The sequence below is a fragment of the Actinomyces succiniciruminis genome (assembly GCF_900002405.1).
Classification (GTDB): Bacteria; Actinomycetota; Actinomycetes; order Actinomycetales; family Actinomycetaceae; genus Actinomyces; species Actinomyces succiniciruminis.
Window position 1 is genome coordinate 1 of record NZ_LK995530.1, and the last position, 12,710, is coordinate 12,710.

12 protein-coding genes are annotated in these 12,710 nt (G+C 71.5%); 8 read left to right on the top strand and 4 right to left on the bottom strand.

Annotated features, from left to right (window positions below; translation table 11 throughout):
* The coding region (locus BN1056_RS11150; RefSeq protein WP_210581253.1) for a DUF3866 family protein at positions 1 to 458 on the bottom strand (458 nt) is incomplete at its 3' end.
* A 67-nt stretch (positions 459 to 525) separates the two neighbouring features.
* Between BN1056_RS11150 and BN1056_RS11155 the strand changes: the two genes are divergently transcribed.
* The 7 genes from BN1056_RS11155 to BN1056_RS11185 all read left to right on the top strand — a co-directional run bounded on the left by BN1056_RS11155 (position 526) and on the right by BN1056_RS11185 (position 9,312).
* Positions 526 to 1,512 (top strand): helix-turn-helix transcriptional regulator, encoded by a 987-nt coding sequence (locus tag BN1056_RS11155; RefSeq protein WP_210581255.1) that lies wholly within the window; start codon positions 526 to 528, stop codon positions 1,510 to 1,512.
* Between the two features lies 1 nt (position 1,513).
* Positions 1,514 to 2,536 (top strand): helix-turn-helix transcriptional regulator, encoded by a 1,023-nt coding sequence (locus BN1056_RS11160; protein ID WP_210581257.1) that lies wholly within the window; start codon positions 1,514 to 1,516, stop codon positions 2,534 to 2,536.
* A gap of 52 nt (positions 2,537 to 2,588) precedes the next feature.
* Positions 2,589 to 2,903, top strand: coding sequence for a Sec-independent protein translocase subunit TatA (tatA, locus tag BN1056_RS11165; protein ID WP_073332233.1), 315 nt, complete (start codon positions 2,589 to 2,591; stop codon positions 2,901 to 2,903).
* Positions 2,904 to 3,033: 130 nt separating this feature from the next.
* Entirely contained in the window at positions 3,034 to 3,870 is an 837-nt protein-coding gene (gene tatC / locus BN1056_RS11170; RefSeq protein ID WP_396027133.1) for a twin-arginine translocase subunit TatC, read from the top strand.
* Between the two features lie 87 nt (positions 3,871 to 3,957).
* Positions 3,958 to 6,906: a DEAD/DEAH box helicase gene (locus BN1056_RS11175; RefSeq protein WP_210581259.1), complete on the top strand. Its 2,949-nt coding sequence runs from the start codon at positions 3,958 to 3,960 to the stop codon at positions 6,904 to 6,906.
* Positions 6,903 to 8,471 (top strand): apolipoprotein N-acyltransferase, encoded by a 1,569-nt coding sequence (gene lnt / locus BN1056_RS11180; protein ID WP_210581262.1) that lies wholly within the window; start codon positions 6,903 to 6,905, stop codon positions 8,469 to 8,471. The genes BN1056_RS11175 and lnt overlap by 4 nt, the downstream gene beginning before the upstream one ends.
* Before the next feature lie 37 nt (positions 8,472 to 8,508).
* Positions 8,509 to 9,312 carry a polyprenol monophosphomannose synthase gene (locus BN1056_RS11185; RefSeq protein ID WP_210581264.1) on the top strand — a complete coding sequence of 268 codons (804 nt, stop codon included), beginning with the start codon at positions 8,509 to 8,511 and terminating at the stop codon, positions 9,310 to 9,312.
* Here the strand turns inward: BN1056_RS11185 and BN1056_RS11190 are convergent.
* Positions 9,294 to 9,647 carry an RNA polymerase-binding protein RbpA gene (locus BN1056_RS11190; RefSeq protein ID WP_086614511.1) on the bottom strand — a complete coding sequence of 118 codons (354 nt, stop codon included), beginning with the start codon at positions 9,645 to 9,647 and terminating at the stop codon, positions 9,294 to 9,296. The genes BN1056_RS11185 and BN1056_RS11190 overlap by 19 nt on opposite strands.
* Before the next feature lie 150 nt (positions 9,648 to 9,797).
* Between BN1056_RS11190 and BN1056_RS11195 the strand changes: the two genes are divergently transcribed.
* Positions 9,798 to 10,922: a 6-phosphofructokinase gene (locus BN1056_RS11195; RefSeq protein ID WP_108967102.1), complete on the top strand. Its 1,125-nt coding sequence runs from the start codon at positions 9,798 to 9,800 to the stop codon at positions 10,920 to 10,922.
* Between the two features lie 82 nt (positions 10,923 to 11,004).
* Here BN1056_RS11195 and BN1056_RS11200 read toward each other — a convergent pair whose 3' ends face one another.
* Positions 11,005 to 11,907: an N-acyl homoserine lactonase family protein gene (locus BN1056_RS11200; protein WP_210581266.1), complete on the bottom strand. Its 903-nt coding sequence runs from the start codon at positions 11,905 to 11,907 to the stop codon at positions 11,005 to 11,007.
* Positions 11,900 to 12,706 (bottom strand): SDR family NAD(P)-dependent oxidoreductase, encoded by an 807-nt coding sequence (locus tag BN1056_RS11205; protein ID WP_210581268.1) that lies wholly within the window; start codon positions 12,704 to 12,706, stop codon positions 11,900 to 11,902. The genes BN1056_RS11200 and BN1056_RS11205 overlap by 8 nt, the downstream gene beginning before the upstream one ends.
* Between the last annotated feature and the right edge of the window lie 4 nt (positions 12,707 to 12,710).

The following is a 12,710-nucleotide window of genomic DNA, read 5'->3' on the forward strand; positions in this document are numbered from 1 at the left end:
GCCAGGACCGCCGGCAGGGCGGAGTGCAGGTCGGCGATCACCACGGGCGTGCCCGCGAGGGTGAGGTCCTCGATCGGGGCGGACAGCAGCGCATGGGCGGGAGTGTCCTGCTCGTCGACGCCGGTGACCATCACCTGGTCGGGCATGTAGCGGGCCTTGACCAGGTGGCCGTCCGGCGCCGGATCGGTCGGCAACACGCTCGGCCGCGCGGTCACCATCGCGTGCCCGCCGGTGCCCAGGCCGCGGGCCAGTGCGGACACCTCCAGCCGCACCCACTCGCCGGGCTCGGGCAGGCCGGTGACTGGCTCGTAGGCGACGGCCCGGCACGGCTCGCCGTCGCCGAGCACGACGGCGCCCGGCGGGGCCGACACGATCCGGGCCTCAACCTCCGCGCAGCGCCTGCCGGGACGTCCCCAAATCCGCCGCACGCCGAGCACGTTCGCGTCACGCCACATCATGTCCTCACCCTAAGCCACCCGGGTGTCTCGCCCGCACCGGCACCGCCGCAGCGCCTACGCTGGCGCCGTGCCCCAACCCGCATCCCGCCCCGCTCCGGCCGCCATCCCCGCCGAGGAACGGCAGGTCAACCTGCTGCTGGCACTGCGCAACACCGCCGTGGGCCTGACGCGCACACAAATCACCCGCACTGTCGCCGGCTATGACGCCGACGGCGGTGCCTCCGCCGAGCGCATGTTCGAGCGCGACAAGGGCGTGCTGCGGGACTTGGGCATCCAGATCACCACCATCGGCCAGGACGAGGACGCCCGCTACCGCATCACGGACGCCGACTACACGCTGCCCGACCTGACGCTGACGGCCGCGCAGGCCGCCGCTGTCGAGCTGGCCGCCTCCGCCTGGCGCAGTGGGGCACTCACCCCCGCGGCCCGGCACGCACTGACCAAGATGCGGGCGGTCGCCGCGGACTCCGACCCCGCGCCGCTTCCGGATCTGAGCATTGACCTGGGCAGTGACATCTCCGGTGGACAGGTGCCCGCCGAGCTGGCCGGCGCCGTCCAGGAGCGGCGCCGCGTGAGCTTCGACTACGCCTCGGCCAGTTCCGGGAGAGTGGGGGCTCGCATCGTGGAGCCGCACCGGCTGCGCATGAGCGAGGGCGCCTGGTATCTGGACGGCCGGGACCAGTCCTCCGGCCAGCAGCGCACCTTCCGGCTGGCTCGCATCGTCGGGCCGGTGTCGGTGATCTCCGCGGCCGAGGCCTTCCCGGCCCCGGCCGCGCCCGCCCCCGCCGGGGTTGAGGCGGTGCTCGTCGTCGCTCCCGGCCGCGCCCTGCAACTGCGCGCCCGCGCGCACGCAACCGCGCCGGCGCGCCGACCGGCCGGCTGGGACGAGATCCATGTGACCTACACGGACCGGTTCTCCTTCGCCGGGACGCTGGCCGCCCTGGCCGACGCGGTCGTGGTCCTGTCCCCGCCCGAGCTGCGAGACGACGTCGCCGCGCACCTGCGGGCGGTGGCCGCCCTCGGCGGGCCCCCACCGGCCCGGGAGGGGCACTGACATGGCCCGCCCCAGTTCCACCGACCGGCTGGTGCGGCTGCTCGCCCTGCCCGCCTGGGTGTCCGAGCACGACGGCGCCACCCTGGAGCAGGCGGCCGCGCACTTCGGCGTCACCGCGCAGACCATCCGCCGGGACGTGGACACCCTGTGGGTCTCCGGCCTGCCCGGGGGCCTGCCCGACGAGCTGGTGGACTTCTCCGCCGAAGCCCTCGAGGCGGGCCGGCTCAGCCTGACCGAACCGCTGGGCCTGGACCGGCCCGTGCGCCTGTCCCACCGCGAAGCGGTCGCGCTGCTGCTCTCATTGGGCGTGCTGGCGCAGGTGCTGGCCGACGATCCCGACGCCGCGGCCGTCCTCGACCAGACGCGCCGCGCCCTGCGCCGGGCCCTGGGCGCCTCAAGCAGCCAGGACGCCCCGGTGTCACCGGTGGTTCCCAGCCCGCAGCCCGCACCGGCGGGCGTGCTGCCGGCCGTGCGCCAGGCGCTCGCCGGGCGACGGCGTCTGCACCTGGTCTACGTCTCCGCCACCGACACCCGCACCGAACGCGACGTCGACCCCCTCGAACTGGTCAGCGACGGCACTCACCTGACGCTGCGCGCCTGGTGCCTGACCGCCCGTGCCGAGCGATCCTTCAGAATCGACCGCATTTTGCAGGCGCAGGTCCTGGACGTGCCGGCCGTGAGCCACCGGGCTTCGCACCGCGCCCCGCGCACAGCCGCGGTGGAGGCGACGCTCGTGCTCAAGCCGACCGGCCGCTGGCTGGTCGAGCAGATCCCCTGTGAGGTGTTGCATACCGACCGGGATGGCACACTGCACGTGCGGATACGGGGGCGGGACCGGGCCTGGCTGGTGGGCCTGGTGCTGTCCGCCGGCCGTCACCTCCGGTCGGTCGCTCCCGCCGACCTCGCGGACGAGGCGGCCACGGCCGCCCAGCGCGCCCTGGACAGTGCGGCCGCCGTATACGCCTGTGGTGGAACACCGGCGAACGGATGCGCGCCCGGCGACGGCGAAAGGCTAGACTCGTGAGCGTATCTGCGGGCTCATCTACAGTCGCGAGCCCCACGAAAGGAGTTGCGTCGTGATCAAGCCCACGCACATCGTCGTCCTGCTTGTCGTCGTCCTGCTCATCTTCGGCGCCAACCGGCTGCCGGAGATCGCCGGCAGCATCGGCAAGTCGATGAAGGTGTTCAAGAAGGAGGTCAAGGAGCTCCGCGAAGACGAGGAGACCCCCGTCGCGCAGCAGCCCCCGGCCCAGATTCCGCAGCAGCCGCAGCAGGGCACCTACTACACCCAGCCGACCCAGGCGGGTCAGACCGCTCCGCAGGCGGCGCCCCAGCAGCCGGCCGCCCCGCAGCAGCCGCAGCCGTACACGGACGGCACCGTCCAGCAGTGACGCCCCGGCCCGCGGGGCCGTGATTGCGCCGCGGGCCGCGCGTCCACCTCACCTCGCCGCTGGGACCGGGCCCGCCCGGTCCCGCGTGCGTACGGTCACCAGCATCCGGGAGGAGTAGAACGTGCCGCATATGCCTAAGCTGCCCGGCCGCAAGCGCAAGGAGAACCCCGAGGCGATCATGTCGATCGGGGACCACCTGCGCGAGTTGCGCAACCGCCTGTTCATCTCCGCAATCGGCATCACCGTGATGGCGGTCGTCGGCTACTTCCTGTACGACGCCGCGTTCCAGTTCATCACTCACCCGGTCGAGGTCGCCAACGCCCGCGGCGCCAAGCTCAATATCAACTTCTCCACCATGCTGTCCTCATTCGACATGCGACTGCGGGTGTCGATCTGGATCGGCGTGCTGCTGTCCTCCCCGCTGTGGATCTACGAGTTCTTCGCCTACGTGGGCCCGGGCATGACTCGTAAGGAGAAGGCCTACACCTGGATCTTCGGCGTTGTCGGACTGCTGCTGTTCGCCGCCGGCTGCGCGTTGGGCATGTGGATCATGCCGCGCGCGACGGTGATCCTGACCGGCTTCATCCCGAAGACGGCGTCTTCCACCGGCATCATGGATGCGTCGACTTACCTGTCTTTCGTGCTGCGGCTGGTGCTGGCCTTCGGCGCCGCCTTCCTGCTGCCGGAGATCCTGGTCGCCCTGAACCGGCTGGGCGTGATGAAGGGGCGCACCATGCTCAAGGGGTGGCGCTGGGCGGTGGTCGGCATCTTCACCTTCATGGCCTTCGCGAACCCGCTGCCGGACCCGTGGTCGATGATCTTCATGGCGATCCCCATCACCGGCCTGTACTTCCTGGCCTGCTTCATCTCCATCCGGCATGACAAGAACGTGGCGAAGCGCCGCGCCGAGGAGGATGCCGCTCTGGACGCGGCCCTGGCCGAGAACTCCTCCGTCCCCACCGCCTGAGAACCACACCCGCCCGCCGCCGTTTCGTCGTAAGCAAGCACCTGCTGGCCGTGCGAAGCGGTGGCGGGCTACGCATAGGGTTACCCCATGAGCTCGCCCGCCGAACGCTACGCCGCTGCACGCCGTCGCCAAGCGGAGTCACGCACCGAGCTCGCCCGCTTTGCTGCGACCTATGACTTCCCCTTCGATGACTTTCAGAATGACGCCTGCCGGGCCCTAGAGGCCGGAGAGGGCGTGCTGGTGGCGGCGCCCACCGGCGCCGGCAAGACCGTGGTGGGTGAGTTCGCCGTCCACCTGGCGCTGTCCAAGGGGCTCAAGGCCTTCTACACGACCCCGATCAAGGCCCTGTCGAACCAGAAGTACCTGGACCTGGTTGCCCGCCACGGCGCCGACCGGGTGGGCCTGCTCACCGGGGACACCTCCATCAACCCCCACGCTGACGTGATCGTCATGACCACCGAGGTACTGCGCAACATGCTCTACTCCGGGGCCCGCGACCTGGATCGGCTCGGCTACGTGGTCATGGACGAGGTCCACTACCTGGCCGACCGCTTCCGCGGCCCGGTGTGGGAGGAGGTGATCATTCACCTGGCCCCAGAAGTGCAGGTGGTGTCACTGTCCGCCACGGTCTCCAACGCCGAGGAGTTCGGGGACTGGCTCGGGCAGGTGCGCGGCCGCACCGCCGTCGTGGTCTCCGAGCACCGCCCGGTGCCGCTGACTCAGCACATGCTGGTGGGCCGACGGCTGCTGCCCCTGTACTCGGCGCCGACGCAGTCCGCAGCCACCGATCAATCCGCCGCGGGAGAGGCCCGCTCGTCCGCCCAACCGCCATTGAATCCCGACCTGCTGCGGGCGGTGAGGGATGCGCGCCGCGCCGCCGCCGGGGAGGACCATCGGGGCGGCTATGGGCGCGGTGGCGGGCGCAGGGCCGTCTCCGGACGTGGGGGCCGGTGGTCGCGCAATGCCGGTGGCGGCCGCCCGCCGCGCCGCGGCGAGGGCGGGGCCCGCACCGCCCACCTGCGCCCGCCCTCACGCCGCACGGTCATCGGTGCCCTGCAACGCGCCGACCTGCTGCCGGCGATCGTGTTCGTCTTCTCCCGTGCCGGCTGTGAGAACGCGGTGCGGGAGGCCATCTCCCACGGCGTGGACCTGACCACCCCACAGGAGGCCCGCCGAATCCGGGAGATCATCGACCGGCGCACCGCGGAGATCCCCACCGCCGACCTGGGGGTGCTCGGCTTTCACGCCTGGGCGCACGCACTGACCCGGGGCGTGGCCGCGCACCACGCCGGCCTGCTGCCGGTGTTCAAGGAGACCGTCGAGGAGCTCTTCGCCGCCAACCTGGTCAAGGTCGTCTACGCTACCGAGACCCTGGCGCTGGGCATCAATATGCCCGCGCGCACCGTGGTGCTGGAGTCGCTGCGCAAGTGGAACGGCTCGGCGCACGTGACCCTGACGCCGGGGGAGTACACGCAGTTGACCGGCCGCGCGGGCCGGCGCGGCATCGACGTCGAGGGGCACGCCGTCGTCCTGGCAACCGACGAGGCCGAGCCCGCCTTCGTCTCCTCCCTCGCCTCCCGCCGCACCTACCCACTGGTGTCCGCCTTCCGCCCCACCTACAACATGGCCGTCAACCTGCTGGGGCGCCTGCCGCGCGAACGGGCCCGGGAGGTGCTGGAGTCCTCCTTCGCCCAGTTCCAGGCCGACCGGGGCGTGGTGGAGCTGGCCGCCGAGGTCCGTCGCAAGCGCCGGCACCTGGACACGCTGGAGCAGCAAATGGCCTGCCACCTGGGCGACTTCGGCGAATACGCCCTGCTGCGCCGTCGCATCGCCGACGCCGAGGCCGACCAGTCCCGCACCAACCGGGCCGAGCGCCGCCGGGAGGCGAGCCGGTCCATGGGGGCACTGGCGCGCGGCGACGTGGTCCTGTACCGCACCGGCAGGCGTCACCGGCACGGCGTCGTCGTCGCCCAGCATGCGGCGAGTTCGGGGGAGCCGTACCTGACGGTGGTCGGCGAGGACAAGCGGGTGCACACCCTCACCCCCGAGAGCACCCCGGACGGCGTCAATCGGGTCGGCTCACTGCCGGTGCCGGAGGACCTCGACGCCCGCCGCCCGCACCAGCGGGAGCGCCTGGCCGAGCGCCTAATAGAGGCGCTGCGCGCCGGCGCTCTGGATGCCTCCACCGCGCGCGGCTCCCGCCGCGGCCACCGCCACGACGCCGACGCCGCCTCCCGCCTGGAGCAGCTGCGCCACCAGCTGCGCGCCCACCCCTGCCACGCCTGCCCGCACCGCGAGGAGCACGCCCGTATCGGCCGCCGCTGGGTGCGTGCGCGCGAGGACCTGGACCGGTTGCAGTCCCGGGTGGATCGGCGCACCGGCACGATCGCCCGCCAGTTCGACGCCGTGTGCCGGGTGCTGCTGGAGCTCGGCTACCTGGTCCCGGTCGAGGCGGATCGGGCCGAGGGCGAGCTGCGGGTCACGGCGGCCGGCAGGATGCTTGCGCGCGTATACGCCGAGCGGGACCTGCTGGTGGCGGAGTGCCTGCGCCAGGGCCTGTGGGACGGCCTGAACCCGGCGGAGTTGGCGGGGGCGGTGTCGGCCTGCGTGTACGAGCCGCGGATGGCGGTGTCCTCACTCGGCCTGCCGACCGCGCCCGGCTCCCGCCTGGGGGAGGTGCTGCGCCAAGAGCTCTCCGTGTCCCGGCGCATCAGCAACCTGGAGGCCCTGGAGCGGGTGGAGCCCTCCGCCGGTGCCGAGCCCGCCGTGGCCGGGTCGGTGCGGGACTGGGCCGACGGCGCCGATCTGACCACCATCCTGGCCGACTCGGACCTGACCGCCGGGGATTTCGTGCGCTGGTGCAAGCAGCTGCTGGATGTGCTCGGGCAGCTGGCCACGCTCAGCGCTGGGGAGCGGCCCCGGTCGGCTGACTCCGCCGGCCGCTCAGACCTGGCCCATCTGAACCGGCTGGCCCTGACCGCCGCCGAGGCCTGTCTCGATGTCAACCGAGGAGTGGTGAGTTGGTCGTCCGTATGAGGTCCCGTGCACGCCACCTGCTGACACTGCCGGCCTGTACCTGCGCCGGCCTGGCCGTTTGGGCCGCCTTCCCGCCCATTGGGGCCTGGTGGGCGGCCCCGCTCGGGCTCGCCCTCTTGGCCTCGGTGCTGCGCGGTCGTGGCCCCTGGGTGGGGGCGGGCCTCGGGCTGGTGTTCGGCGTCGCCCTGTTCACCCCGCTGCTGCACTTCACGGCGGTGGCCATGGGCAACCCGGTCGGCTGGGTGGCGTTGACGGCGGTGGAGTCGCTCTACCTAGCGGCCTTCGGCGCCACGTGGGCGTTGGCCTCTCGCATCGGCCGCCTGGAGCGTCCCACCGCCACGGCCCTACTGGCACGCATGTTGGCCTTCACCGTGATCTGGTGCGGGGTGGAGGAGCTGCGCTCGTCCTGGCCTTGGGGCGGCTTCCCCTTCGGCCGGCTCGCCTTCGCCATGGCCGACGCCCCCCTGCTGCCCTTCGCCGCCTATGGGGGCACCGTCGGGCTGAGCGCGCTGGTCGCATTGGCGGGGGCCGGCGTGGCCGAGGCCGCCCATGCGCTGCGCCGCCGTCGTGCCTTCAACGCGCTGGTGGCCACCGCCCTTGCCGGCGCCGTGGTGGTAGCGCCGGTGGCGCTGCCGGTGGAGGGCAACGCCCAGGACGGCACCCTCCGCGTCGGCGCGGTGCAGGGCAATGTGGCCGAGGAGTTCGAAGACGCCTTCAACCGGGCGCTGGAGGTGACCGGCAACCACACCGAGGCGACCCTGGCACTTGCCGAGGCCGTCGGCCGGGGCACCCTCGACGTGGTGATCTGGCCGGAGAACGCCGCCGACCTGGACCCGCGCACCACGCCCGCCTCGGCGACGCTGGTGGAGGCGGCCGCCCAGGCGGTGGGGGCGCCGATCCTAGTCGGAGCCGTCCCGTACGCCGAGGGCGTGCGCTACAACGACATAGTGGTGTGGACGCCAGGCGTCGGCGCGGGGGAGTACTACCGCAAGCACCGGCCGGTGCCCTTCGCGGAGTACATTCCCCTGCGCGAGCAGCTGCGCCACATCACCGAACAGGTGGACCGCATCGGGACGGACATGCTCCCGGGAACGGGCTCACAGACGCTCACCATTCACGCCGCCGTACAGGACCGGGACGTCGAACTCGCCATGGGGATCTGCTTCGAGGTCGCCTATGAGGACACACTGCGAACCGGGGTCGAGCAGGGCGGCGAGGTGATCGTCATCCCCACCAACAACGCAAGTTTCCTCTCCTCCTCCGAGGCCGAGCAGCAACTGGCGCAGGGGCGGGTCCAAGCGGTCGTGCACGGACGCGCCCTGGTGCAAGTCTCCACCGTCGGAGTGACCGCCATCATCAACCCGCGCGGCGTCGTCGAGCAGCGTACCCAGGCCTACACGCAGGCCTCGCTCGTAGCCGATGTACCGCTGCGCACCTCCATCACCGTGGCCGACCGGCTCGGGGCCGCACCCGGGATCGCCGCGCAGCTGGGTGCCGCACTGCTGGCCGCGGCCGGTATGGTTTCCGGTGTGTCACGACTGCGCCGTCGGCGGCGGCGAGCGTGACCGTGCCGCAGCCCGCACAAGGGACAGGAGAAGGACCGTGAAGGCTCTGGTCGTCATACCCACCTACAACGAGATCGAGACCCTGGCAGGGGCGCTCGATGGCGTACGGCAGGCCGCGCCGGAGGCCCACATCCTGGTGGTGGACGACAACTCGCCCGACGGCACCGGCCGTCTCGCCGACGCCCGTGCCCAGGCCGACGACCACATTCACGTGCTGCACCGCAATCAGAAGAGCGGGCTGGGTCCGGCCTATCTGGCGGGCTTCTCCTGGGCACTGGCCTCCGGGTATGAGCTGGTATGCGAGATGGACGCCGACGGCTCCCACCGGCCGGAGGACCTGGCGCTGCTGATTCAGCGCGCGGAGATGGCCGATGCTCCCGACCTGGTGATCGGTTCCCGCTGGGTGTCCGGCGGTGCCACCGCGGATTGGGATGCGAAGCGCGTGGCCCTGTCCCGCGGCGGCAACCTGTACATCAACGCCATGCTGGGGCTGGGGGTCAGGGATGCGACCGCGGGCTTCCGGGTGTACCGGGCAAGCCTGCTGCGTCGGTTGAATCTGGGAGAGGTGGAGGCGCTCGGCTACGGCTTCCAGGTCAACATGACCAAGCTGGTGGCCGACGCCGGTGGACGCATCGTGGAGATGCCTATCATCTTCCGGGAGCGGGAGGCGGGCCGGTCCAAGCTGTCCGGCGGGATCTTCTCCGAAGAGCTGGCCCTGGTCACCAAGTGGGGGCTGGCCCGGCGCGGGGCGCAACTGGCGGACGCGGCCGGCTCGGCGGCGACCGCCGTGCGCGGCGCCGCCGACCGACTCCGGCGCGCGGCTCAGAAGCGCTCGCGGTAGATCTCCCCGGAGCGCAGCATCTCCAGGCGCTCGTCCAGCAGGACCTTCAGGTCCTCAATGTCGCGGCGCTCCAGCAGCATGTCCCAGTGCGTGCGCGGCGCCTTCTTCGGCTCCTCCGACTCGGGCTCATCCTCGCCGCGCAGGGCGGCGGCCTGGCCGCACTCGGGGCACTCCCAGGTGGGGGGCACCTCCGCCTCCACGGACATCGGCACGGTGGTGACGTGGCCCAGGGGGCACTCGTAGGTGATGTTCTGCCTGGCGGCGAACTCGACGCCCTCCTCGGACTCCATCGACTTCGCGCCGATCGTCATGCCTCGCAGTGCGCGATCCGCCATGCTGGTGGCCTTCCTTCTCGCTGTTGCTTAACTGCCGAGAGGATAACGCACCCGGGCCGCGGCGCATTCCCGCGCCGCCGCACCCACCCGAGCGAATGCCCGGCGTCGGAACGCGACTACCGCCCGGCGTACTGCGGCATACTTGGCGCCATGGCAACCAAGCGTATCGGAATCCTGACCGCCGGTGGCGACGCCCCGGGACTCAACGCTGCGATCCGCGGCTTCGGCAAGGCGGCAATCGGCGAGCATGGCTGGAAGCTGATCGGCTTCCGCGATGGCATGCGCGGCCTGGCGGAGAACCGATACACCGAGCTGGATGGTGCGGCCCTGTCCGGCATCCTGACCACCGGTGGCACCATGCTCGGCACGAGCCGGGACAAGGTGCACCGCATGATGGTGGACGGCGAGGTCCGCGACATGATTCCCACCATCGTGGAGAACGTCGAGAAGGACAAGCTGGACGCCCTGGTGTGCCTGGGCGGGGGTGGAACCGCCAAGAACGCCCGTCGACTGATGGACGCCGGCATCAATGTGCTGCACCTGCCCAAGACCATCGACAACGACATCGTGCGCACCGACACCTCCTTCGGCTTCTCCACCGCCCTGGAGATCGCCACCGAGGCGGTGGACCGGCTGCACTCCACAGCGCACTCCCACCACCGCATCATCCTCACCGAGATCATGGGCCACCGGGCCGGATGGCTGGCCCTCGGGGCGGGCGTGGCCGGGGGCGCGGACGTCATCCTGCTGCCCGAGGTTCCGTACTCGGTGGAGGCGATCGCGGAGAAGATCCAGCGGCGCCGCAAGCAGGGATCGAGCTTCTCGGTCGTGGCCGTCGCGGAGGGTGCCCGCAGCGTCAAGGACGCCGAGGAACTCGCTCACGCCCAGGCCCTGGTCAAGGACGCCTCCAGCCCGGAGTTGAAGGCCATGGCGAAGAAGGGCGTCAAGGCGCTGGAGGCCTCCCACCGCGCCAACACCTTCACCCTGGCCGAGCAGCTCGAGGCCGCCACCGGCCTGGAGGCACGGGTGACCATCCTGGGCTACGTACAGCGTGGCGGCACCCCGAATGCGGCCGACCGGCTGCTGGGAACCCGCCTGGGCGTGGCCGGGGCCAACGCCATCGCGGACGGCAAGTACGGCGTCATGGTCGCCGACCGCGGGCACGACACCGCACTGGTGCCGCTGAAGGATGTGGCCGGCAAGGTCAAGTACGTGCCGCGCGACCACGAGTGGATCAAGGCCGCCCGCGCGGTCGGCACCGCCCTGGGCGACTAGGCGGCCGGAGCCCGCCTGGGCGGCACCGCCGTCGAGGAGCGGACCACCAGTGAGCCGGCCAGCAGTTCCGCGGGCGGCGCCCCTAGTCCAGCGCTCGTGTTCCCGGGAGTACCTCGGGGTCGTGGTTGGCCAGTAGGCCCAGGCAGCGCGGATCGTCGCCGGCGGCGCGCACCCAGTCCAGTGAGCGCTTGGCCTGTGCCGCGTCGACGACGACACCGGGCCGTAGTCCCTCCTCAAAGGACGGGCGGCCGTAGCCGGCGTCGGAGGTCAGCAGCAGGAAGTGGCGCGGATCGGGGACGCCCGGTGCATCGACGCCGTCGACCCACCGATCCCGGTCGGTCTCCGCGACCGCGCCGGTGCGCACGATGGTGGCGCACAGTCCGCGGGCGTGCCCCGGCACCGCCACCATCACCAGGCTGCCGTCCCCGAAGACATCGAATCCGGCGCCGAAGGGGCCCACCTGTGTGTTCCAGCTGAAGGTGCCCACGTCCACACCGTCCCACTCGTGGCGCAGATAGCGCAGGCGGTCGGTATTGCCCGCCTCCCACTCGGGGGAGGAGACCAGAATGCGGGGAGCCTCCTTGACATGCGACAGGCCGTCGGCGTGGTCGCAGTGCAGGTGGCTGAGCAGCACCAGGTCGAGGTCACGTGGCCGGATGCCGCGCTCTTCGAGTTGCTCGTGGACGGCCGCTCCGTCTGGCAGCACCGCCTTGTTGACGGGGTACTGAGTTCGCAGGTTGGCGATCTGTCCGGCTCGAGTCCGGTTGCGGGCGTTCCAGCCGGTGTCTATGAGAGTGAGTCCGTGGGGCCCCTCCAGCAGGTAGCAGGACACGGGCGCCTCAATCAGGTGGCGGCGGCTCCGGCCGAGGTGTGTCCAGTCCAGCGGACGATCGGAGTCCCGGTGGTAGGGGAGAGCCTCATCGATGATGACGGTGCCGGTGTGCAGCACCGTCAGCTTAGCGGTGGCGGCGGAGATTTCAGGCATGCGGGTTTCCTTTCACTTGGGGGCGTAGTGGCCCTGTCTCCAGTAGGCGTTGGAGCAGTCCGGGGGCCAGGGCGGCGAAGCTGTAGCGGCGGGGCACGACGGTGGTACGGGCGCGCCGATTGATACTGCGTACGATCTCCTTCACCACTTGGCCGCGATCGACGGGGGTGAACACGCCGCGGTATCCGCCCCAGGCGGCGGTCAGCGCGGCGTTCTCCCGCAGCGTCGCTTGCATCGGGGTGTCGAAGAAGGTCGGGTGCACACTGCCGACGGTGACGCCGCTTCCTGCCAGTTCCAGGCGCAGGCTGTCGCACAGGGCGACGACGCCGGCCTTCGAGGCGGCGTAGGAGGACTGCATGGGGGAGTGGACGAATGCCGCCAAGGAGGAGACGGCCACCAGGTGCCCACGGGTCCGGCGCACATACGGCAGGGTCGCTCGGAAGGTGCGCCATACGGCGGTCAGGTTCGTATCTATGTCGCGTTCGAAGGCCCGCGGATCTACGTCTTCGAGGGTGTCGGCGGTGTCGGTTCCGGCGCCGGCGATGACCACGTCGATGCGTCCGAAGTGGTCCGCCGTCCGCGCCGCGACCCCTTCGAGCTGTGCCAGCTCCTCCACGTTCCCTTGCAGGGCCAAGGCGCGATCCGGGCCGCCGAGCTCCGCGGCGAGTGCTGCGAGTCGCTCCTGTGAGCGGCCCACGAGCGCGATGCGGGCGCCGTGGCGGTGAAGCTCGCGTGCCAGGTCGGTGCCGAGTCCTCCAGTGGCGCCGGTGAGCAGCACAACGGCTTCGTCCAAGTTCATACGC